The organism is Pseudomonas sp. 22526, assembly GCF_052044735.1.
GTDB lineage: Bacteria > Pseudomonadota > Gammaproteobacteria > Pseudomonadales > Pseudomonadaceae > Aquipseudomonas > Aquipseudomonas piscium.
Genome location: NZ_JBQENK010000012.1, coordinates 121,839 through 143,918 on the forward strand (window position 1 = coordinate 121,839; position 22,080 = coordinate 143,918).

At 64.3% G+C, this 22,080-nt stretch carries 17 protein-coding genes; 4 read left to right on the plus strand and 13 right to left on the minus strand.

Annotation, left to right across the window (positions count from 1 at the left end; genetic code table 11):
- Positions 1 to 139 precede the first annotated feature (139 nt).
- Positions 140 to 1,027 (plus strand): acyltransferase, encoded by an 888-nt coding sequence (locus ACTJKT_RS19430; protein ID WP_440788208.1) that lies wholly within the window; start codon positions 140 to 142, stop codon positions 1,025 to 1,027.
- Here the strand turns inward: ACTJKT_RS19430 and ACTJKT_RS19435 are convergent, their stop codons facing one another.
- The 9 genes from ACTJKT_RS19435 to ACTJKT_RS19475 form a co-directional block, all read right to left on the minus strand.
- Entirely contained in the window at positions 1,028 to 1,600 is a 573-nt protein-coding gene (locus ACTJKT_RS19435; RefSeq protein WP_440788209.1) for a DUF2780 domain-containing protein, read from the minus strand.
- 317 nt (positions 1,601 to 1,917) lie between these two features.
- Complete coding sequence (gene fdhA / locus ACTJKT_RS19440; protein WP_440788210.1) at positions 1,918 to 3,117, minus strand: formaldehyde dehydrogenase, glutathione-independent; 1,200 nt, start codon at positions 3,115 to 3,117, stop codon at positions 1,918 to 1,920.
- A 159-nt stretch (positions 3,118 to 3,276) separates the two neighbouring features.
- Complete coding sequence (gene purU / locus ACTJKT_RS19445) at positions 3,277 to 4,134, minus strand: formyltetrahydrofolate deformylase (RefSeq protein WP_063433243.1); 858 nt, start codon at positions 4,132 to 4,134, stop codon at positions 3,277 to 3,279.
- A gap of 108 nt (positions 4,135 to 4,242) precedes the next feature.
- Positions 4,243 to 4,875, minus strand: coding sequence for a sarcosine oxidase subunit gamma (locus ACTJKT_RS19450; protein ID WP_440788211.1), 633 nt, complete (start codon positions 4,873 to 4,875; stop codon positions 4,243 to 4,245).
- 133 nt (positions 4,876 to 5,008) lie between these two features.
- Positions 5,009 to 8,026, minus strand: coding sequence for a sarcosine oxidase subunit alpha (locus ACTJKT_RS19455; RefSeq protein ID WP_440788212.1), 3,018 nt, complete (start codon positions 8,024 to 8,026; stop codon positions 5,009 to 5,011).
- Complete coding sequence (locus ACTJKT_RS19460; protein ID WP_023969184.1) at positions 8,023 to 8,352, minus strand: sarcosine oxidase subunit delta; 330 nt, start codon at positions 8,350 to 8,352, stop codon at positions 8,023 to 8,025. The genes ACTJKT_RS19455 and ACTJKT_RS19460 overlap by 4 nt, the downstream gene beginning before the upstream one ends.
- A 14-nt stretch (positions 8,353 to 8,366) precedes the next feature.
- A complete protein-coding gene (locus tag ACTJKT_RS19465; protein ID WP_007926378.1) occupies positions 8,367 to 9,617 on the minus strand; it encodes a sarcosine oxidase subunit beta family protein in 1,251 nt (416 codons plus the stop codon).
- A 23-nt stretch (positions 9,618 to 9,640) separates the two neighbouring features.
- Positions 9,641 to 10,894 (minus strand): serine hydroxymethyltransferase, encoded by a 1,254-nt coding sequence (gene glyA / locus ACTJKT_RS19470; protein ID WP_440788213.1) that lies wholly within the window; start codon positions 10,892 to 10,894, stop codon positions 9,641 to 9,643.
- A gap of 440 nt (positions 10,895 to 11,334) precedes the next feature.
- Complete coding sequence (locus ACTJKT_RS19475) at positions 11,335 to 12,078, minus strand: TraX family protein (protein WP_440788214.1); 744 nt, start codon at positions 12,076 to 12,078, stop codon at positions 11,335 to 11,337.
- Between the two features lie 224 nt (positions 12,079 to 12,302).
- On the opposite strand from ACTJKT_RS19475, the gene ACTJKT_RS19480 reads away from it, so the two are divergent.
- Positions 12,303 to 13,343: a threonine aldolase family protein gene (locus ACTJKT_RS19480; RefSeq protein WP_025807287.1), complete on the plus strand. Its 1,041-nt coding sequence runs from the start codon at positions 12,303 to 12,305 to the stop codon at positions 13,341 to 13,343.
- A 153-nt stretch (positions 13,344 to 13,496) separates the two neighbouring features.
- A complete protein-coding gene (locus ACTJKT_RS19485; protein WP_440788215.1) occupies positions 13,497 to 14,321 on the plus strand; it encodes an SDR family oxidoreductase in 825 nt (274 codons plus the stop codon).
- A 193-nt stretch (positions 14,322 to 14,514) separates the two neighbouring features.
- Here the strand turns inward: ACTJKT_RS19485 and gbcB are convergent, their stop codons facing one another.
- Complete coding sequence (gbcB, locus tag ACTJKT_RS19490) at positions 14,515 to 15,615, minus strand: glycine-betaine demethylase subunit GbcB (protein ID WP_025807284.1); 1,101 nt, start codon at positions 15,613 to 15,615, stop codon at positions 14,515 to 14,517.
- A gap of 282 nt (positions 15,616 to 15,897) precedes the next feature.
- On the opposite strand from gbcB, the gene gbcA reads away from it, so the two are divergent.
- Positions 15,898 to 17,193: a glycine-betaine demethylase subunit GbcA gene (gene gbcA / locus ACTJKT_RS19495; protein WP_440788216.1), complete on the plus strand. Its 1,296-nt coding sequence runs from the start codon at positions 15,898 to 15,900 to the stop codon at positions 17,191 to 17,193.
- 863 nt (positions 17,194 to 18,056) lie between these two features.
- On the opposite strand, the gene etfB is transcribed toward gbcA, so the two are convergent.
- Genes etfB through dgcB form a run of 3 tightly spaced genes read right to left on the minus strand, consistent with a single transcriptional unit; the run spans position 18,057 to position 22,012 of the window.
- Positions 18,057 to 18,827, minus strand: coding sequence for an electron transfer flavoprotein subunit beta (gene etfB, locus ACTJKT_RS19500; protein ID WP_097306667.1), 771 nt, complete (start codon positions 18,825 to 18,827; stop codon positions 18,057 to 18,059).
- A 15-nt stretch (positions 18,828 to 18,842) separates the two neighbouring features.
- A complete protein-coding gene (gene etfA, locus ACTJKT_RS19505) occupies positions 18,843 to 20,063 on the minus strand; it encodes an electron transfer flavoprotein subunit alpha (protein WP_440788217.1) in 1,221 nt (406 codons plus the stop codon).
- Positions 20,063 to 22,012, minus strand: a complete 1,950-nt coding sequence (gene dgcB / locus ACTJKT_RS19510) for a dimethylglycine demethylation protein DgcB (RefSeq protein ID WP_440788218.1) — start codon at positions 22,010 to 22,012, stop codon at positions 20,063 to 20,065. Before dgcB ends, etfA begins: the two co-directional genes overlap by 1 nt.
- Between the last annotated feature and the right edge of the window lie 68 nt (positions 22,013 to 22,080).

Genomic DNA, 22,080 nt, shown 5'->3' on the forward strand with positions numbered 1-22,080 from the left:
TCCTACAGTACGGGGGCGGTCATTTCGGTTGAGTGCACCATACCCTTACAGAAGTGAAACATTCGTCAGCACATCAGGATTTGGCCTGCCCGGCGAAGCTGCTTATCATGGCGCGCCCAAAAGCTTTCAAGAGTTCCTTATGCGCCGCCTGCTCACCGGCTGTTTCGTCACCCTGCTGCTGTTGCTCAACACCCTGGTCCTGTTCGGGCCCTTGATGGTGTTCGCCCTGCTCAAGCTGGTCCTGCCAGGGCGCCTGCGCGACCACGCGTCGAAGGCGGTGATGTGGATTGCCGAAACCTGGGCCGAAATCGACAAGCTGATCTTCGCCCTGTGCATCCCCACCCAGTGGGATATCCGCGGCGGTGACGAGCTGCGGGTCGACACCTCGTACCTGGTGATCAGCAACCACCAGTCCTGGGTCGACATCCCGGCGCTGATCCAGACCCTCAACCGCCGTACCCCCTTCTTCAAGTTCTTCCTGAAGAAAGAGCTGATCTGGGTGCCCTTCCTCGGCCTCGCCTGGTGGGCCCTGGATTACCCCTTCATGAAGCGCTACAGCAAGGCCTTCCTGGCCAAGAACCCGGAGCTGCAAGGCAAGGACCTGGAAATCACCAAGGCCGCCTGCGAGCTGTTCAAGCGCCAGCCGGTCACCGTGGTCAACTACCTGGAAGGCACCCGCTTCACGCCGCTCAAGCGCGAGCACCAGCAATCCCCCTTCAAGCAGCTGCTCAAGCCGAAAGCCGGCGGCGTGGCGTTCGTGCTGGCGGCCATGGGCGAACAGCTCGACGCCATCCTCGATGTGACGGTGGTCTATCCGCAGCAGAAGATTCCCGGTTTCTGGGACCTGATCAGCGGCAACGTGCCGCGGGTGATCGTCGATATCCAGACCCGTGAGCTGGATCCGGCGTTGTGGCAGGGGGATTACGAAAACGATCCGGCGTTTCGCCAGACCGTCCAGAACTGGGTCAACCAGCTCTGGACCGAAAAGGACCAGCGCATCGACGCCTTGCGCGCCGAGCGCCGCTGATCAGCTGCCGCTGCCGACGCCCCAGATCCCGCCCAGGCTGCTGAGCAGCGAACCGCCCACGCCCTGCTGACCCAGGTATTGCAGGAGCACCGGGGCGAACTGGCCGATCATGCCGCTGTCCATGCCCAGGGCGCTGAACGCGGTGTTCAGGTCATTGGTGTTCTTCACGTTACCCAGCGCACTCTCCAGACCGGCGGTCTTGCTGCCACCGCTCTGCCCGAGCAGGCCACTGAGGGCGCCCAGGTTACCCAGTGCGTTGCCGCCCGCGAGCTTGTCCAGCCCCGGAACGCTTTTGCTCAACTGCGAGTAGTCGGTGCTGCTCAGCTGGTTCTTCGCCAGGCCCAGCATCGCGCCGGTACCGCCGATGGCCTGCTCCGGCGTGACATCCAGTTGCGAAAGTGCGCTGAGCAGACTGGCGGTCTGCGAGGTTGGAGCGGCAGCGGTAGCCTTGTCGCCACCCTGCATGCTGGACACCGCATTGGCGGCATCGCTCAGGCTGAAGCCTGCGGCAAAAACCGGGCTGGCACCCAGGGTCAGCAACGTAGCCAGTGCAACACTGCGGGAAATTTTCATCGAGACAACCTCTTGAACCAGAAATACATCGTGACAACGGCGGGAAAACTGCGGATTTGACCGGGAAAACCGGATCAATGTTCCGCACCGGCGTATCCATATTTAGCTGGCCCGGATATACCCGGAACCTCGCGGACGGGCAACCGTTATTCCAACACCGACATCTGTAGCCGCTGCCGCAGGCTGCGATCGACCGGAACGGTCGTAGCGATCTGANGCAGCCTGCGGCAGCGGCTACAGGGCGCGTAGTCAGGTTGGCTCGAGTCAGCCATAAAAAAGGGCGACCCAAGGGTCGCCCTTTTTACTGCGCTGAAGCCTTAGGCCGCGCTGAACAGCTTGTGCGGGTCGATGACGAATTTCTTCGGCACGCCGGCGTCGAATTCGCCGTAGCCACGTGGGGCGTCGTCCAGGCTGATGACCTGCACGCCGACCACTTCGGCGATGTTGATGCGGTCCCACATGATGGCTTGCATCAGTTGGCGGTTGTACTTCATCACCGGGGTCTGGCCGGTGTGGAAGCTGTGGGACTTGGCCCAGCCGAGGCCGAAGCGGATGCTCAGGCTGCCCATCTTGGCCGCAGCATCCACCGCGCCCGGGTCTTCGGTGACGTAGAGGCCGGGAATACCGATCTTGCCGGCGACCCGCACCACGCCCATCAGCGAGTTGAGCACCGTGGCCGGCGCTTCGTGCTGGGCACCGGCATGGCCGTGACCGCGGGCCTCGAAGCCCACCGCGTCGACCGCGCAATCCACTTCCGGCTCGCCGAGCAAGGCGACGATCTGTTCGTGCAGCGGGGTGTCCTTGGACAGGTCGGCGATTTCAAAGCCCTGGGCCTTGGCGTGAGCCAGGCGCACCGGGTTGACGTCGCCAACGATCACCACCGCCGCGCCCAGCAGGCGGGCGGACGCAGCAGCGGCCAGGCCTACCGGGCCGGCACCGGCAATGTAGACGGTGCTGCCCGGGCCAACGCCGGCCGTCACCGCGCCGTGGTAGCCGGTCGGCAGGATGTCGGACAGGCAGGTCAGGTCGCGGATCTTCTCCATGGCCTTGTCGCGGTCCGGCAGTTTCAGCAGGTTGAAGTCGGCGTACGGCACCAGCACGTATTCGGCCTGGCCGCCGGTCCAGTCGCCCATGTCGACGTAGCCGTAGGCGCCACCGGCGCGGGCCGGGTTGACGGTCAGGCAGACCCCGGTGTGTTGCTCCTTGCAGGAACGGCAGCGCCCGCACGCCACGTTGAACGGTACCGAGACCAGGTCGCCGAGCTTCAGGTTCTCGACGTCGCTGCCTTTCTCCACCACCTCGCCGGTGATTTCGTGACCCAGGACCAGGCCGACCTGGGCAGTGGTACGGCCGCGCACCATGTGCTGGTCCGAGCCGCAGATATTGGTGGATACCACGCGCAGGATGACGCCGTGCTCAATCTTCCTGCCGCGCGGGTCCTGCATTTTTGGATAGTCGATTTTCTGTACTTCGACCTTGCCGTTGCCGAGATACACGACACCACGATTACCAGACATGCTTTCACCTCGCTGTTGTTTTTATGAAACCGCGTTGCCGGAAAAGGCAGCGCGTAGAGTGCTCGGGTACAGATGCTGTTTCGTCTTCAAAATCGCTATCGCGGGCAAGCCTCGCTCCTACAGACGCACGCNCCCGCGATGGCCGCAAAGCGGCCTGTGTTAAAGCACCACCGTCCTGTTGGCGTTCAAGAACACCCGTCGTTCGATGTGATATCCCACGGCCCGCGCCAGGGTCAGGCCCTCGATATCGCGGCCCTTGGCAATCAGGTCCTCGGGGTAGTGGCTGTGGTCCACCACCTCCACGCCCTGGGCGATGATCGGGCCTTCGTCCAGGTCGTTGTTGATGTAGTGCGCGGTGGCGCCCACCAGTTTCACGCCCTTGTTGTAGGCCTGGTGATAAGGCTTGGCGCCCTTGAAACCGGGCAGCAGGGAGTGGTGGATGTTGATCGCCTTGCCATCGAGCTTGCGGCACAGCTCCGGCGACAGCACTTGCATGTAGCGCGCAAGGATCACCAGTTCGGCGCCGGACTCCTCGATCACCTGCCACACCTGACGCTCCTGGGACGGTTTGTCGTTGGGGTCCAGGGGGAAGTGGTAGTAGGGGATCTGGTGCCAGTCGGCCAGGGGCTTGAGGTCCGGGTGGTTGGACACCACCGCCACCACGTCCATCGCCAGTTGGCCGATACGCTGACGGTAGAGCAGGTCGTTGAGGCAGTGATCGGCCTTGGAGACCATGATCACCACTTTCGGCCGATGCTGCGGCGGGGTCAGTTCGACGTTCATGTCGAAAGCCCGGGCGCGCTCGGCCAGGCCGTCGCGCAGGCCCTGCTCATTGAAATTCTCAGGCTGGCGGAATTCCACGCGAATGAAAAAACGCGCCGAAAGCCGGTCATCGAAAGAATGGTGCTCGGTGACGTAGCAGCCCTGCTCGAACAGAAAGCGGGTCACCGCGTCCACCGTGCCGAGCACGCTGGGGCAGTCGGCGGTCAGAATCCAGGTATCGGGGGCGCGGCTCATGCGGGTAACTCCTGTTCGTAAGTACACTTCTGTAGCCGCTGCCGCAGGCTGCGATCGACCCCGAAGGGGGNTTATCGCAGCCTGCGGCAGCGGCTACAGGGGTTTGCTTCAGGCCTGGATGCTGAGGCCGTATTCGGCGGCGGCATCCTGCAGCCACAACCACCAGTAATCGGAGAAGCTGCGGCGGATCACCAGTTCCCAGGTGTCTTCGCCCATGCGCCGGATCACCAGTTGCGACTTGGCGAACACGGTGCCGACGGCCTTGCCCACCGGAAAGTTGTTGGGGTGCACGTCGTAGCTGGTGGACTTCATCAGCACCTGGCGCACGTTCGGGCCGGACAGCTCGAGGATCTGCTGGCCGCCACTGACGTTGACGATCTGGATGTGCAGATTGCCCAAGGCTTCGCGCAGTTTTTTCTCGGCGGCGAACTCTTCACCGCTCGGCACCACCAGCAGCCACTCGTCCGGCCCCATCCACTGCAGGCTGGTTTCGCCCTTGGCAACCACGGTCAGGGCCACCGGCAGTTCCAGGCCCAGGGCCTTGTGCACGCCGGCAGCGAAGGCCGGGTCATGGCCATCGCCACGGATGGTCAGGTGGCCGAGGAGTTTCTTCTCGCGCAGGGTCACGCCTGCGTTCTTGCGGCCCTTGCCCACCAGGCTGGCGAGGTCGGCATGGTGCAGCGACGACTCGGCTTTGGCGCCAGTGGTCGGGCGCTGTTGGTAAACGTTGACTGCGGTCATAGAGCACCTGTCTTCAAATTCTTGCATCACACCCGTAGGAGCGGAGCTTGCCCGCGATGAATACGTCGCGGTCTGTCTGAGGCACCGCGTGATGCCTATCGCGGGCAAGCCTCGCTCCTACAAGGTTGTAGGGTTAAACGTTCTGGCGATCGCCTTTCGGATCGAAGAACACCGAAGAAACGATTTCCGCCTCGATCACCGTGCCGTCGGCCAATGGCGCGAACACCCGCTCGCCCATCCGCTTCAGGCCGCCCTTGACCACACCCATGGCAAACGAATAACCCAGGGAGTTGTGGGCATAGCTGGAGGTCACGTGACCGACCATGCTCATCGGGATCGCCTGCTTGGTGTTGAACACCAGTTGCGCGCCTTCCGGCAGCCACTGGTTCGGGTCGATCGGCTTCAGGCCCACCAGTTGCTTGCGCTGGTCGCGCACGCAGTCTTCGCGGTTCATGCCACGCCAGCCGATCCACGAGAAGGGTTTGGTGCGACCAACGCACCAGCCCATGTTCAGGTCGTCCGGGGTCATCGAGCCGTCAGTGTCCTGGCCGACGATGATGAAGCCCTTCTCGGCCCGCAGTACGTGCATGGTTTCAGTGCCGTACGGGGTCAGGTTGTACTTCTTGCCGGCCTCGACGATCTGCTCCAGCACACCCATGGCGTAGTCGGCCTGGACGTTGACTTCGTACGACAGCTCGCCGGTGAAGGAGATGCGGAACACCCGCGCCGGCACGCCGCCCACCAGGCCTTCCTTCCAGGTCATGAACGGGAAGCCGTCCTTGTCCAGGTCGATGTCGGTGACTTCGCTGAGCAGCTTGCGGCTGTTCGGCCCGGACAGGGTCATGGTCGCCCAGTGGTCGGTGACCGAGGTGAAGTACACCTTGAGCTCCGGCCATTCGGTCTGCTGATAGATCTCCAGCCATTGCAGGACGCGCGCGGCGCCGCCCGTGGTGGTGGTCATGATGAAGTGGTTCTCGCCGACGCAGGCGGTCACGCCGTCGTCGAAGACCATGCCATCTTCCTTGCACATCAGGCCGTAGCGCGCCTTGCCCACGTCGAGCTTGGTCCAGGCGTTGGTGTAGATGCGGTTGAGGAACTCACGGGCGTCCGGGCCCTGGATATCGATCTTGCCCAGGGTCGAGGCGTCGAGCAGGCCGACGCTGTCACGCACTGCCTTGCACTCGCGCTTGACCGCGGCGTGCAGGTCTTCGCCGTTCTTCGGGAAGTACCAAGGACGTTTCCACTGGCCGACGTCCTCGAACTCGGCGCCGTTCTTCACATGCCACGAGTGCAGCGCGGTGAAACGCACCGGCTCGAAGATGTGCCCGCAGTGACGACCGGCCACGGCGCCGAAAGTCACCGGCGTGTAGTTCGGACGGAACATGGTGGTGCCCATCTGCGGGATGCTCACGTTCAGCGAACGGGCCGCGATGGCCAGGCCGTTGACGTTGCCGAGCTTGCCCTGATCGGTACCGAAGCCCAGCGCGGTGTAGCGCTTGACGTGCTCGACCGACTCGAAGCCCTCGCGGGTCGCCAGTTCGATGGCGGCGGCGGTGACGTCGTTCTGCAGGTCGACGAATTGCTTGGGTGCCCGCGCGGTGCCTTTTTCATGGGGCACCTGGAACAGCGCCAGGGTCGACTCTTCCAGACGGCTGAGGGCCTTGGGCAGTACCGCTTCCACGGCCTTGAAACCCGCTTCGCTGGCAGCGCGCACGCCACCTTCGAAACCGTCGGCCAGGGAATCGCCGAGGCTGTAGACCCCGTTGATGCCGCCGACGCACACGCGTTTCTGCGGTGCTTCGCCTGGTACGAAACCGAGGATGTCTTCACGCCAGATCGGCTTGCCGCCCAGGTGCGACGCCAAGTGCACCACCGGGCTGTAGCCGCCGGAGCTGGCAATCAGGTCGCAGTCCAGCCACTCGCCCGGGCTGGTGACTTTGTGCGCCTTGACGTCTATCGCCGCGACGCGGGCGCCGGTCACATGCTTGCTGCCACGGGCTTCGATCACCGCACTGGAAGTGAGGATGCGAATGCCCTTGGCGCGGGCTTCTTCCACCAGCGCGCCGCGTGGGTTGTGACGGGCATCGGCGATGGCCACCACTTGCAGGCTGGCGTCGAGCCAGTCCAGAGCCACACGGTAGGCGTGGTCGTTGTTGGTGCTCAGCACCAGCTTCTTGCCCGGTGCCACGCCGTAGCGGCGCACGTAGACCGAGACCGCGCCGGCCAGCATGTTGCCCGGCACGTCGTTGTTGCCGTAGACCAGCGGACGCTCGCAGGCGCCGGTGGCCAGCACCACGCGCTTGGCCCGCACCCGGTGGATGCGCTGGCGCACCTGGCCGATCGGCGCGCGATCGCCGAGGTGGTCGGTCAGGCGCTCGTGAATGGTCAGGAAGTTATGGTCGTGGTAGCCGTTCACGGTGGCCCGTGGCAGCAGGGTCACGTCCGGCAGCGACTTCAGCTCGGCGACCACGGTGGCGACCCACTCGGCCGCCGGCTTGCCGTCCAGGCTTTCGCGGCTGTCCAGCAGGCTGCCGCCGAATTCTTCCTGTTCGTCGGCGAGGATCACCCGCGCACCGCTGCGCGCGGCAGCCACGGCCGCGGCCAGGCCGGCAGGGCCGGCGCCGACGATCATCACGTCGCAGTGCTGGTTCATGTAGTCGTAGGTGTCCGGATCGTTCTCGGTCGGCGAGCGACCCAGGCCCGCGGCCTTGCGGATGTACTTCTCGTAGGTCATCCAGAACGATTGCGGGTACATGAAGGTTTTGTAGTAGAAGCCCGGCGGCATCAGCTTGCCGCCGACCTTGCCGAGGATCCCCATCATGTCGTTGTTGACGCTCGGCCAGCCGTTGGTGCTGGTGGCGACCAGGCCCTGGTACAGCGCCTGTTGGGTGGCGCGCACGTTGGGGATCTGGGTGGCTTCGGTGGCGCCGATCTGCAGCACCGCGTTCGGCTCTTCGGCACCGGCGGCGAAGATCCCGCGCGGCCGGGAATACTTGAAGCTGCGACCGATGATGTCCACGCCGTTGGCCAGCAGGGCGGCGGCCAGGGTGTCGCCTTCGAAGCCTTTGTAGGTCTGGCCGTTGAAGGTGAAGCTGAGGACTTTGTTGCGGTCGATGCGTCCGCCGTTGGACAGGCGATTGGACTGGCTCATACCTTCTCTCCCAGAGCCTGCGTGGCCGCTTTCGGGCTATCGGTCTTGTCGGTGAATTGCGGCTTGCTACCGATCTTGTAGGTTTCGAGAATCTCGTAGGTCACAGTGTCGCGGGTGGCGTTGAAGTACTGACGGCAGCCGGCGGCATGGATCCACAGCTCGTGGTGCAGACCGCGAGGGTTGTCGCGGAAGAACATGTAGTTGCCCCACTCCTCGTCGGTGCAGTTGTTCGGATCCAGCGGACGCGGGATATGCGCCTGGCCGGACGAATGGAATTCCTCTTCGGAGCGCAGTTCGCCGCAGTGAGGACAGAAGATGTGCAACATAGGGATTTCTCCTGTTAGTGGGCGACAGCTGCAGCGCCGTGTTCGTCGATCAGCGCACCGTTGTGGAAACGGTCGATGGAGAAAGGTGCGGCCAGCGGGTGCATTTCACCCTTGGCCAGGCTCGCGGCGAATACGTTGCCCGAACCCGGGGTGGCCTTGAAGCCGCCGGTACCCCAACCGCAGTTGAAGAACATGTTCGGCACCGGAGTCTTGGAGATGATCGGGCAAGCGTCCGGGGTGGTGTCGACGATGCCGCCCCATTGGCGGTTCATGCGCACCCGCGAAAGGATCGGGAACATCTCGACGATGGCCTGGATGGTGTGTTCGATCACCGGGTACGAACCGCGCTGGCCGTAGCCGACCCAGCCGTCGATACCGGCGCCGATCACCAGGTCGCCCTTGTCGGACTGGCTGATGTAACCGTGCACCGCGTTGGACATGATCACGCTGTCGATGATCGGCTTGATCGGCTCAGACACCAGCGCTTGCAGCGGGTGCGATTCGATCGGCAGGCGAAAGCCGGCGAGCTTGGCCATGTGCCCGGAGTTACCGGCGGTGACCACGCCGACGCGCTTGGCGCCGATGAAGCCCTTGTTGGTCTCCACGCCGATGCACACGCCGTTTTCCTTGCGGAAGCCGATCACTTCGGTCTGCTGGATCAGGTCCACGCCCAGGGCGTCGGCGGCACGGGCAAAGCCCCAGGCCACGGCGTCGTGACGGGCCACGCCGCCACGGCGCTGGACGGTGGCGCCCAGCACCGGGTAGCGGGTGTTCTTCGAGCAGTCCAGGTAGGGAATCTCGTCCGCCACCTGCTTGGCGTTGAGCAGTTCGCCGTCCACGCCGTTGAGGCGGTTGGCACTGACCCGACGCTCGGAATCGCGGATGTCCTGCAGGGTGTGGCACAGGTTGTAGACGCCGCGCTGGGAGAACATCACGTTGTAGTTGAGGTCCTGGGACAGGCCTTCCCACAGTTTCATCGCGTGCTCGTACAGGTGCGCCGACTCGTCCCACAGGTAGTTGGAACGCACGATGGTGGTGTTGCGCGCGGTGTTGCCGCCGCCCAGCCAGCCTTTCTCGACCACGGCGACGTTGGTGATGCCGTGCTCCTTGGCCAGGTAATAGGCGGTCGCCAGGCCATGCCCGCCACCGCCGACGATGACCACGTCGTAGACCTTTTTCGGGGTCGGCGTGCGCCACATGCGCTGCCAGTTTTCATGGTGGCTGAGGGAGTGCTTGAAGAGGCCGAAGCCCGAGTAGCGTTGCATAGTCATTTACTCCAAAACCGCACTCAGCGATAAACCGGGAAGTCCGCGCACAGGGCCGATACCTGACGAGCGACATTGGCCTCGACATCGGCATCGCCGAGGTGGTCGAGGATGTCGCAGATCCAGCCGGCCAGTTCCACGCACTGGGTCACCTTGAAGCCGCGCGTGGTCACCGCCGGGGTGCCGATACGCAGGCCGGAGGTGACGAACGGCGACTGTGGATCGTTCGGGACGGCGTTCTTGTTCACAGTGATGTGGGCGCGCCCCAGGGCAGCGTCCGCATCCTTGCCGGTAAGGCCCTGACGGATCAGGCTGACCAGGAACAGGTGGTTGTCGGTGCCGCCGGACACTACATCGTAGCCGCGTTTGATAAATACGCTGGCCATGGCCTGGGCGTTCTCGATCACTTGCTGCTGGTAGGCCTTGAAGCCAGGTTCCAGCGCTTCCTTGAAGCACACCGCCTTGGCGGCGATCACGTGCATCAGCGGGCCGCCCTGGGCGCCAGGGAATACCGCGGCGTTGAGCTTCTTCTCGATTTCTTCGTTGGCCTTGGCCAGGATCAGGCCGCCACGCGGACCGCGCAGGGTCTTGTGGGTGGTGGTGGTGACCACGTCGGCGTAAGGCAGCGGGTTCGGGTACAGGCCAGCGGCGACCAGGCCAGCGACGTGGGCCATGTCGACGAACAGCAGCGCGCCGACTTTATCCGCGATCTGGCGGAAGCGTGGGAAGTCGAGGGTCTTGGAGTAAGCCGAGAAGCCGGCGACGATCATCTTCGGCTTGTGCTCGACGGCCAGGCGCTCGACTTCGTCGTAGTCGATCAGCCCGGTGTTGGTGTCGATGCCGTACTGCACGGCGTTGTACAGCTTGCCCGAGGACGACACCTTGGCGCCGTGGGTCAGGTGGCCGCCATGGGCCAGGCTCATGCCCAGGATGGTGTCGCCGGCTTGCAGCAGGGCCAGGTACACGGCGCTGTTGGCCGAGGAACCGGAGTGCGGCTGGACGTTGGCGTAGTCGGCGCCGAACAGTTGCTTGGCGCGCTCGATGGCCAGGGCCTCGACCTTGTCCACGTGCTCGCAGCCACCGTAGTAGCGCTTGCCCGGATAACCTTCGGCGTACTTGTTGGTCAGGCCGCTGCCTTGCGCTTGCATCACGCGCTTGCTGGTGTAGTTCTCCGACGCGATCAGCTCGATGTGATCTTCCTGACGTTGCTCCTCGGCATTCATGGCCGCCAGCAGTGCATCGTCATAACCCTGGATTTGGTCTTGCTTGCTGAACATCGCGTCTCTCCCAGCGGCGGCGGTGCGCCTTTCGTCTCGGTGAGGCACGTACCCTGCGGTAGTGCCCTTTGGATGCGATGGTATGACCGGCGCTGACCGATCAAATGCCTATGGACGCCACGCAAAGGTGCGTTTACGACATGGCTTGGCGCAGAGAGACCCAGACCGCCGCGCGCCATGCACCGAAGGCTCTATATCCGAGGCTTGCCCGCGACCGCGGAGCCTCGACGCCGACCAGTGGCGCGGCCGCTTTCAGGCCTGCGCACCTGTAGCCGCTGCCGAGCCCGCGAGGCTGCGCTCGAGGACGCAGTCCTCGCAAAACCTGAGCACGCGGTATGTCTGGAAGAACAGGTTGTCCGGTTTTACGACCGCTTCGCGGCCGATCGCAGCCTCGCAGGCTCGGCAGCGGCTACAGGCTTCGCAGCGACAACGATTCGCCATCAGGCCAGGAGATTGCGCAGCATCAGCAGCAGGAGGAAATGCCCGGGGTACAGGAGATAGGCCCAGCGCCGCATCGGCGGCGGCGAAACACCGCGCAAGCGCCGCAGGATCGCCAGCCCCAGCCACGGCGCCAGCACGCAGGCGACCAGGGCCCAGGCCGCCACCTGACTGCCCTGGCGCGCCGCCGGCAGCAGGCTTTCCCACTGATTGGCCGCCAGGCACAGCAGCCCCGGCAGCAGCGCCCAGTACCAGCGACGCTGCAGCACCAGTAAAAACGCCAGCGGCAGCAATACGCCGAACAGGCCGAACATCAGGTGCCGATCGAACAGCCCGCCCAGCAAGGCCGCGCCGATCCCCAGCCACAGCGCCAGGCCGCCGCGTCGCTGCCAGACACGGGCCACCAGCAGGCCCAGGGCCAGGGTCGGCAGCACATTCAGGGTATCGGGGTCGGGAATGTACAGCCGGTACGGCACTTCGCTGAGCAGGCTGAACAGCAGCAGCCAGCCCAGGTAACGCCATTGCCCCGCGCCCTCGCGCTCCGTCGCGCCGGCCCGCGCCACATTGGCCGCCAGCGCCAGGCAGAACCAGGGAAACGCCAGACGCCCGGGCACATACAGCAGATCGAGGCTCCAGCCGACGTAGCGCAGGTGATCGAGCACCATGCCGAGCAGCGCCAGCCACTTGAGCAGGTCCAGGGCGCCATCGCGCCGGGCGGCAAACGGGGTCAGGATCGGGTCTGGCATAAATCCTCATGGCCTGTGCATTTTTCATCCATAAACAGAGCGTGTGCTCCCCCGTCAATCTTGGGTAAAGTGGCGCTCCACCGATTTCTGCGGGGCCTGCGCTGTCCTGCTGGCCCAGACCTCGTTGCGGACGCTTTACCCAAGGGCTCCTTACCCAGGAGCACCTTATCCGGAGCCCTTTATCGAAGGGCTCCCTTCTCGGACCCTTAGCACGGAAGACGGCCATGACCGACAAGAGCCAACAATTCGCCAGCGACAACTATTCCGGCATCTGCCCCGAGGCCTGGACGGCCATGGAACAGGCCAACCGCGGCCACGAACGCGCCTATGGCGACGACCAGTGGACCGCGCTCGCCGCCGATTATTTCCGCAAGCTGTTCGAGACCGACTGCGAGGTGTTCTTCGCCTTCAACGGCACCGCCGCCAACTCCCTGGCCCTGTCGTCGCTGTGCCAGAGTTACCACAGCGTCATCTGCTCGGAAACCGCCCACGTCGAAACCGACGAATGCGGCGCGCCGGAGTTCTTCTCCAACGGTTCCAAGCTGCTGATCGCCGGCACCGAGAACGGCAAGCTGACCCCGGACTCGATCCGCGACATCGCCCTCAAGCGCCAGGACATCCACTATCCCAAGCCACGGGTGGTGACCCTGACCCAGGCCACCGAAGTCGGCAGCGTCTACACCCCGGACGAAATCCGCGCCATCAGCGCCACCTGCAAGGAGCTGGGGCTGAACCTGCACATGGACGGCGCGCGGTTCTCCAACGCCTGCGCCTTCCTCGGCTGCTCGCCCGCCGACCTGACCTGGAAAGCCGGGGTCGACGTGCTGTGCTTCGGCGGCACGAAAAACGGCATGGCGGTGGGCGAGGCGATCCTGTTCTTCAACCACAAGCTGGCCGAAGACTTCGACTACCGCTGCAAACAGGCCGGCCAGCTGGCCTCGAAGATGCGTTTTCTGTCCGCGCCCTGGGTCGGCCTGCTGGAAAACGACGCCTGGCTCAAATACGCCCGCCATGCCAACCATTGCGCGCAGTTGCTGGCCGAGCTGGTGGCGGACATTCCTGGGGTGGAGCTGATGTTCCCGGTGCAGGCCAACGGCGTGTTCCTGCAACTCTCGGAACCGGCCATCGCCGCGCTGACCGCCAAGGGCTGGCGCTTCTACACCTTCATCGGTAAAGGCGGCGCGCGTTTCATGTGCTCGTGGGACACCGAAGAAGCGCGGGTGCGCGAACTGGCCGCGGACATTCGCCAGGTCATGGCCGGCTGAAACGCCCCCGCCCTGCCCCCGGTCAACTGGCCGGGGCCATTCCCGCCGCACCAGCTTTTCGCCCCTGATCCGCACGCGCCGCCAGACATGGACTAGATTGTCTGGCGAGCCGCTGTATCCGCTCGGATAACGACAATAATCAGGAGCGCATCCATGTCCTTACAAGGCAAGACCCTGTTCATCACCGGCGCCAGTCGTGGCATCGGCCGCGAGATCGCCCTGCGGGCGGCGCGGGACGGGGCCAATATCGTAATCGCGGCGAAAAGCGCCGAGCCCCATCCCAAGCTGCCCGGCACCATCTTCAGCGTGGCCCGCGAGGTCGAGGCGATTGGCGGCAAGGCCCTAGCCTTGCAGGTGGACGTGCGTGACGAAGACGCGGTGCGCCAGGCCCTGGCCAAGGCCGCCGAGCAGTTCGGCGGCATCGATGCGCTGGTCAACAATGCCGGCGCGATCAAGTTGACCGGGGTGCAGCACATCGAGCTCAAGCGCTTCGACCTGATGCACCAGATCAACACCCGCGCCGTGCTGCTGTGCAGCCAGGCGGCCCTGCCCTACCTGAAAAGCAGCGGCGGCCACATTCTCAACCTGTCGCCGCCGCTGAACCTGGCGAGCAAATGGTTCGCCCAGTACAGCCCCTACACCGTCACCAAGTACGGCATGAGCATGCTGACCCTGGGCATGAGCGAGGAATTCAGGAACTACGGCATCAGCGTCAACTCGCTGTGGCCGCAGACCATGATCGCCACCGCCGCCATCGAGTTCCAGCTGGGTTCGCGCGAATCGTTCAAGCATGCGCGCACGCCGGCGATCATGGCCGATGCGGCCCACGCGATCCTCTCCAGCAGCCAGCGCCGCATCACCGGGCGCTTGCTGATCGACGAGGAAATACTGCGCGAACAGGGGGTGAGCGACTTCGCCCATTACCGCTTCGATCCCGACAGCAGCGAAACGCTGATGACGGATCTGTTTATCGATTGAAAAAACTGGCCTATCTGTAGCCGCTGCCGAGGTACGAGGCTGCGATCGAGGACGCAGTCCTCGCAAAACCTGAACACGCGGTATGTCTGGAATAACAGGTTGTCCGGTTTTACGACTGCTGCGCAGTCGATCGCAGCCTCATTCTTCGGCAGCGGCTACAGGCTTCGGTACGACCTGGGCGTGGTATGGCCCCTCAATACTCGACCCGCACATCCCCCTTCGGCACGCTGCAGCAGGACAGGATGTAGCCTTCGGCTTCGTCTTCCTCGGTGATGCCGCCGTTGTGGTCCATCTCCACTTCACCGCCCAGCTTGAGCACCTTGCAGGTGCCGCAGATGCCCATGCCGCAGGCCTTGGGGATCATCAGGCCAAGTTTGGCCGCAGCGGCGTGGACGGTCTCGCCCGGCGCCACGCGGATGCTCTTGCCCGACGCGGTGAACTCCACCTGGTGCAGGTCGGCGGCGTCGACTTCCGGCGCCTCGGCGGCCTGCTCGGCCTGTTCCACCGCATCGGCACGGGCTTCCGCCGGCGTCGCGCCGAAGGATTCCTCGTGGTAGCGCGACATGTCGAAGCCGGCGGCCTCGAGCAAACGCTTGACCGCGTTCATGTAAGGCGTCGGGCCGCAGCAGAACACCTCGCGCTCGAGGAAGTCCGGCGCCATCAGCTCCAGCATCTTGTGGTTCAGGTAGCCGCGATAACCGGCCCAGGGCTCGCCCAGGCCGTGTTTCTCGCAGATCAGGTGCAGGCTGAAGTTGTCGATCCGCGACGCCATGTGCTCCAGCTCGCGGTGGTAAATGATGTCTTTCGGCGAGCGCGCGCTGTGGATAAACACCATGTCGACATTGCCGTTGGTGTCGTAGAACCACCGCGCCATGGACATCACCGGGGTGATGCCGACGCCACCGCTGAGGTAGAGGATTTTCGGGCTCGGGAAGTCGATGGCATTGAACAGCCCCACCGGCCCGTGCACCGCCAGCTCCTGGCCTTCGTGCAGGGTGTCGTGCAGCCAGTTGGACACCTTGCCGCCAGGGACGCGCTTGATGGTCACCGAGAAGCTGTAGGGCACCGAGGGCGAGCTGGAAATGGTGTAGGACCGCATGATCGGCTGGCCTTCGATCTCCAGCTCCAGGGTGACGAACTGCCCCGGCTTGAAGAAGAACATGATCGGCTGGTCGGCCATGAAGCAGAAGGTGCGCACGTCCCAGGTTTCCTGGATGACTTTGACGCAACGGACGATATGTCGGCCATTGGCCCAGGTCTGGGTGGTTACCGGGTTCAGGAAGTTATTGGACATGCTGGTTCTCCACGGCCGACTGCCGGCCTTTATGTGGCGATTGTGCGCAGGCCCATGAACGCCCATTTACCTATCCGCGACATTCACATGCTTATCGCGACCAGCCCCCAACCACCGGGGCTTGCGCGTCGGGAACAGATTGGGCCATGTCGCCCATGGATAAGGTTCTGGGCCGCGCCGGCCCCACACTCGCCTCAACTGATAACAGCTGGTTTCCAGCCTTGCGTCGCAAAACCGTAGACACTTTCGCCGGCCACACAGATGGCCATGAGGACTAAAACGATGGACGTCACCGCAACCCTGAGCCTGGGCGATCCGCTGGAACCCGCACGCAAGGCCACCGCACAAATGCTCCAAGAACGCGAGCGGACCTTCTCCCTGCCGCAGCCGTTCTACTGCGACGAGCGCCTGTTCGATATCGACATGCAGGAGATCTTCCAGAAGGAATGGCTGATCGCCGGCATGACCTGCGAAATCCCGACCAAGGGCAACTACATCACCCTGCAGATCGGCAAGAACCCGATCATCGTGATCCGTGGCGCCGACGGCGTGGTCCATGCCTTCCACAACGTCTGCCGCCACCGCGGTTCGCGCCTGTGCACCAGCGACAAGGGCAAGGTCGCCAAGCTGGTCTGCCACTACCACCAGTGGACCTACGAGCTGGACGGCCGCCTGCTGTTCGCCGGCACCGAGATGGGCGCCGACTTCGACATGAAGCAGTACGGCCTCAAGCCGGTGAACGTGAAGACCGCCGGTGGCTACATCTTCATCAGCCTCGCGGAAAACCCGCCGGCCATCGATGACTTCCTGGCGACCCTGACGCACTACATGGAACCCTACAACATGGAGAACACCAAGGTGGCGGTGCAGACCACCTTGATGGAAAAGGCCAACTGGAAGCTGGTGCTGGAAAACAACCGCGAGTGCTACCACTGCGGCGGTTCGCACCCGGAACTGCTGAAGACCCTGCTGGAGTGGGACGACGTCACCGACCCGCGCGCCGACCAGGCGTTCAAGGACCACGTGGCAGCCTCCGCCGCCGCCTGGGAAGCCGAGAAGATCCCTTACGCCCACGCCAGCTTCGGCCTGCGTAACCGCATCGTGCGCATGCCGCTGCTCAAGGGCACCGTGTCCATGACCATGGACGGCAAGCAGGGCTGCGCCAAGCTGATGGGCCGGATCAAGAACCCGGACCTGGGCTCGATGCGCATCCTGCACCTGCCGCACTCGTGGAACCACTGCATGGGCGACCACATCATCGTGTTCACCGTGTGGCCGATCAGCGCCCAGGAAACCATGGTCACCACCAAGTGGCTGGTGCACAAGGACGCGGTCGAAGGCGTGGACTACGACGTCGAGCGCATGCGCCAGGTGTGGGACGCCACCAACGATCAGGACCGTCGCCTGGCCGAAGAGAACCAGCGCGGCATCAACTCCACCGCCTACCAGCCAGGCCCGTACTCCAAGACCTATGAGTTCGGCGTGGTCAACTTCGTGGACTGGTACAGCGAGCGCATGCTGAGCAACCTCGGCGCCGAACCGGCTCCGTACCTCAAGGGCGTGCCGGTTCACGGCTGATCCAAGACCTGTAGGAGCGAGGCTTGCCCGCGATGAACGCGACACGGTGCATCTGACACACCGGGTTATCGTTCATCGCGAGCAAGCTTCGCTCCTACCAGGATGAAGTCGCTGTACAAAATCTGATCTACCCCCTTCCCGGCCATGGCCGACAAGGCCCCCAGCCTTCCGCGAACAAGTTATCCACATCTCCACCCACAGCAAATGTGGGCAACTTGGCTTTCAGCCGGCGGATTCGTTGGCAGAACCTGAAGAAAATCCGTGACTTATCCAGAAAGGCCTTTCCCACCAGGCTTTGATCATTTTTTGAACAAGACTCTGCAAGCCACGTATTCAAAGGCCCACAGGCGAAGGCGAACACCTTATCCACAGAAGCGCCAACAGACTTTGGGGGCAACTTCACGGCAAAGGGCCGCGAGCTGTGGAAAACCGCCGAATAGCGCGAAATATCGAGGCTTCAGTACCGCCGACAAGGCAAAACCCTGGATTTGCCTATTTTTTGATCAGTTCTTTGTAGGCCGCTGTTTATATGGCTCTCAGCGGACAGCAAACATCTTATCCACAAAAAGGCCAACAGACTTTGGGGGCAAGTCAACAGCGGCAGAGGAGCGAGGGAATTCCTTATCCACAGAAAAACCTTCGTAAAAACCTCGACTTAGCTTGATCGTTTTTCGTACAGAGCGCCGCAGCGCTTGATTGGCGCGGCGTTCAGAGAGGGACGAACATCTTATCCACAGAGGCGCGCACAGGGATTGTGGGTAACCGTGGGAAGTGTGGTGTTTGGAGGATTTATCGCGAGCAAGCNTAAGTCCCCTGTAGGAGCGAAGCTTGCTCGCGATAACGACAGTGCGACAGGCCCGGCCCTAACGGACCACGCCTTCTTCGATCAGCAGCTTGAGGATCGCCTCGGCCCCAGCTTCGGCGCTGACGCCCTTGAGCACCTGGCCGCCACCACCGCTGGCCTTGGCGGTCGCGGCTTTCATGCGGTCGGCGCCGCTCTTGGCCTTGATCACTTTCAGGCGCTTGGGCCGGGGCTTGGCTGGTTGCAGGGTGGCGCTGGTGAACAGCTCATCGTCGAGCACTTCCACCTGCCGCGCCTGTAGCACCCCGCGTCGGGCCGGGCCGTAGGCACTCTGCCGCGGCTTGGGCGCGGCGTTATCCACAGTGGCGAGGAACGGCAGGCGCACCTTCAGCCGGCGGCGCTGGCCGCGTGGCAGGGCTTGCAGCACCAGGGCCACGCCGCCGTCGATGGATTCCACCTGGGCCAGGCCCACCACCAGCGGCCAGCCGAGGTTCTCCGCCAGCAGGAACGGCAGCATGCCCGAACCTTCACCGGTTTCCGCCTGGCTGCCGGTAAGCACCACTTGTGCCCCGGCATCGCGCAGATAGTCGGTCAGCGCCGGCAGCGCATCGGCACCGGCCGACTGCTCCAGCACGTGCATCTGTTCCAGGCCCATGCCCAGGTACGCGCGCAGGGCCGGCTCGGCGATATCGCCGGCATGCAGCACCTGCAGCCTGTCCCCGGCCAGTTGCAGCCCCAGCTCGACCGCCCGCGCATCCTGCTCGGCACGCCGTGGCCGGCCGGAAGTCGGGTGGGCGCCGACAGACACCAGGCTGATCACATTAGTACTCATAACCCTATCCTTCCCTTAAGCCGCATCGCGCTTGGCGCCGTTGCGGTAGGCCTCTACCGCCGCGATCAAGGCTTGAAGAAGCTCGGCGCTTTCGCCAATCACCGACAGGTCGGCGCGTTTGATCATGTCGCAGCCCGGATCGAGGTTGATCGCCACCACCTTGTCGCAGGCACCGATGCCCTGCAGGTGCTGGATCGCCCCGGAAATCCCCACCGCCACGTACACCCGGGCGGTGACCCAGGTGCCCGAGGCGCCGACCTGACGGTCGCGGGCCATGAAGCCGTCGTCCACCGCCACCCGCGATGCGCCTTCGGTGGCGCCCAGGGCCGCGGCGGTCCGGTGGAAAAGCTCCCAGTCCTTGACCCCGTTGCCGCCGGAGAAAATGAATTCGGCCTCGGCCATGGGAATCGCCGCCGGGTCCACCGCCACCGCGCCCAGGTCCTCGATCCGCGCCAGGCTGCGCGCCACGCTTGTGGATAACTCCACCGGCAGGGCTTCGTGGCGGGTTTCGCTGACCGGCTCGGCGCATTCGGCGGCGGCCAGGATCAAGCGTGCCAGCGGCCGGGCCAGGTCCTGCAAGCCGGCACCGGCGCGGCCGATGCACTGCTCGTCCTTGACCTGCCAGACCCGCGTGGCCGGGCGTTCGCCCAGGGCCGCGGCAAAACGCCGGCCCAGCTCGCCGCCACCGGTGCGGCTGTCGGGAAGCAACCAGTGACGCGGGCTGAACTGGTTATCCACAGCCCGCAGGCCCTGGACCCGTTGTTCCGGTGCATAACCGCTGAATTCGTTGCCTTCCAGCACCAGCAGACGGTCGACGCCAGCCGTGGCGAAGGCGTTTTCCTTGTGCTCGCCGAACACCACTGCCAGCACCGCGCCGTCCTTGCCGGCCAGTTGATGGGCCAGACCCAGAAGATCGCGGTCGTGGCTGCTCAGGCGGCCGCCGACCATGTCCGGCACCACGCTGATGTAGAACGCCGGCTGCGCCACCTGATGCAGCGGCAGCTGGACTTCGACCGTAGCGCTGCGCTTGACCGCCCCGCCCTGCTGGGCGCCGCTGCGGTCGATGCGCTTGATGCCGTTGGGGCCGATGAAACCGACCCCGTGGGGGTTCTTGCGGATGATGCCGTTGGGCCCCATCCAGCTGTGCTGCGCCGGCTGCATGGCTGCGTGCAGCGGGTGCAGGCGGTTGCGGGCGATCCATTCGGCCCGCGGGTCGCGGCGGATAATGTCGCTCATCAGTGGGCCTCCGCAGGTTCACGTTTGGCCGGGGCGGCCGGCTTGCCGGGCGCGGCGTCTTCCAGCAAGGCGTCGGCCACCAGTTCGGCGATGTCCTTGATCAGCGGTCGTGGCTCGACCACACCTTCGAGCATCGCGGTGCATTGTGGACAACCCACGGCCACCAGCTCGGCGCCGGTTTCGCGGATGTCATCCATGCGCATGTCGGGGATCCGCTGCTTGCCCGGAATGTCGGTGATCGGCGCGCCGCCGCCACCGCCGCAGCAGCGCGAACGGAAACCGGAGCGTTGCATTTCCTTGACCTCGATCCCCAGCGCCCGCAGCACTTCCCGCGGCGCTTCGTACTCGCCGTTGTAGCGGCCCAGGTAGCAGGGGTCGTGATAGGTCACGCTGTTGCCTTTGTGCTGGCCCAGATTCAGGGCGCCAGCGCTAATCAGCTCGGCCATGTAGGTGCTGTGGTGCTGCACCACGTACTCGCCACCAAGTGCGCCGTATTCGTTTTTCAGCACATGGAAACTGTGGGGGTCGCAGGTGACGATGCGCTTGAAACTGTACTTGGCCAGAGTCTGGATATTGCGCTTGGCCAGCAGCTGGAAGGTCGCCTCGTCGCCCAGGCGCCGGGCCACGTCGCCGCTGTCGCGTTCTTCCAGGCCGAGTACCGCGAAGTCGACCTTGGCCGCTTTCAGCACTTTGACGAAGGCGCGCAGGGTGCGCTGGTTGCGCATGTCGAACGCGCCGTCGCCAACCCAGAACAGCACATCGGTGGTTTTCTTCTCGCCGAGCAGCGCCAGGTTGAGGTCCGCCGCCCAGTTCATCCGCCCGCCCGGAGCGAAACCACCCGGGTTGTCGGTGGCGATCAGGTTTTCCAGGACTTCGGCGCCCTTGTTCGGGGTGGCGCCCTTTTCCAGGGTCAGGTGACGGCGCATGTCGACGATGGCATCGACGTGCTCGATCATCATCGGGCATTCCTCGACGCAGGCGCGGCAAGTGGTGCAGGACCACAGGGTCTCGGCGTCCACCAGGCCGTTGACGATCGGCTGGTGCGGATTGCCGCTGTGTTCGCCGATGGGCTTGCCCGGGTAAGGACTGCCAGCGAACTTGGCATCGGTACCGCCAGCCAGGCCAACCACCATGTCCTGGATCAGCTTTTTCGGGTTCAGCGGCTGGCCGGCGGCAAAGGCCGGGCACGCGGCTTCGCATTTACCGCACTGCACGCAGGCGTCGAAGCCCAGCAGTTGGTTCCAGGTGAAATCCTTGGGTTTTTCCACCCCCAGCGGGGCGTTCGGGTCTTCCAGGTCCAGCGGCTTGAGGCCGGTGGAACGGCCGCCACCAAAGCGTTCGGCGCGGCGGTGCCAGGCCAGGTGCAGGGCACCGGCGAAGGCGTGCTTCATCGGGCCGCCCCAGGTCATGCCGAAGAACAGCTCGGACACGCCCCACAGCACGCCGATGCCGAGGATCACCGCCAATACCCAGCCGCCGAAGTTTTCCGGGAGGATCCCGGCCACCGGCAGGGTCACCAGGAAAAACGATGCCGAGAACGCCAGCAGGCTTTTCGGCAGGCGCATCCACGGGCCTTTCGACAGGCGCGCCGGCGGGTTGCGGCGGCGCAGGTAGACGAAGATCGCGCCGACGAACATCACCGCCGACATCAGCAGCAAGGCGTAGCCGAGGATGCGGTTATGCAGGCCGAAACCGTGCACCAGAATCGCCAGCACGATGGACGCCACCGCGCCACCGGCCGTGGCCACGTGGGTGTTGGCGATGTATTTGTCCCGCGCCACCACATGGTGCAGGTCGACCATGTAGCGCTTGGGCATGGCCAGCAGGCCGCCGATCAGGTCGACCTTGGACGCACGGCCCCGGCGCCACATGGCCACCCGCCGCAACGCGCCGAGGACAGCCAGGCCCAGGGCAGCGAACAGCAGGATGGGAAGAAGGGTGTTCAACATGGTGGAGCTCCCAAAGACCTCGGGCTTAACTACCTGGATGACTTGCTCGTCCTCTGTAGGAGCGAGGC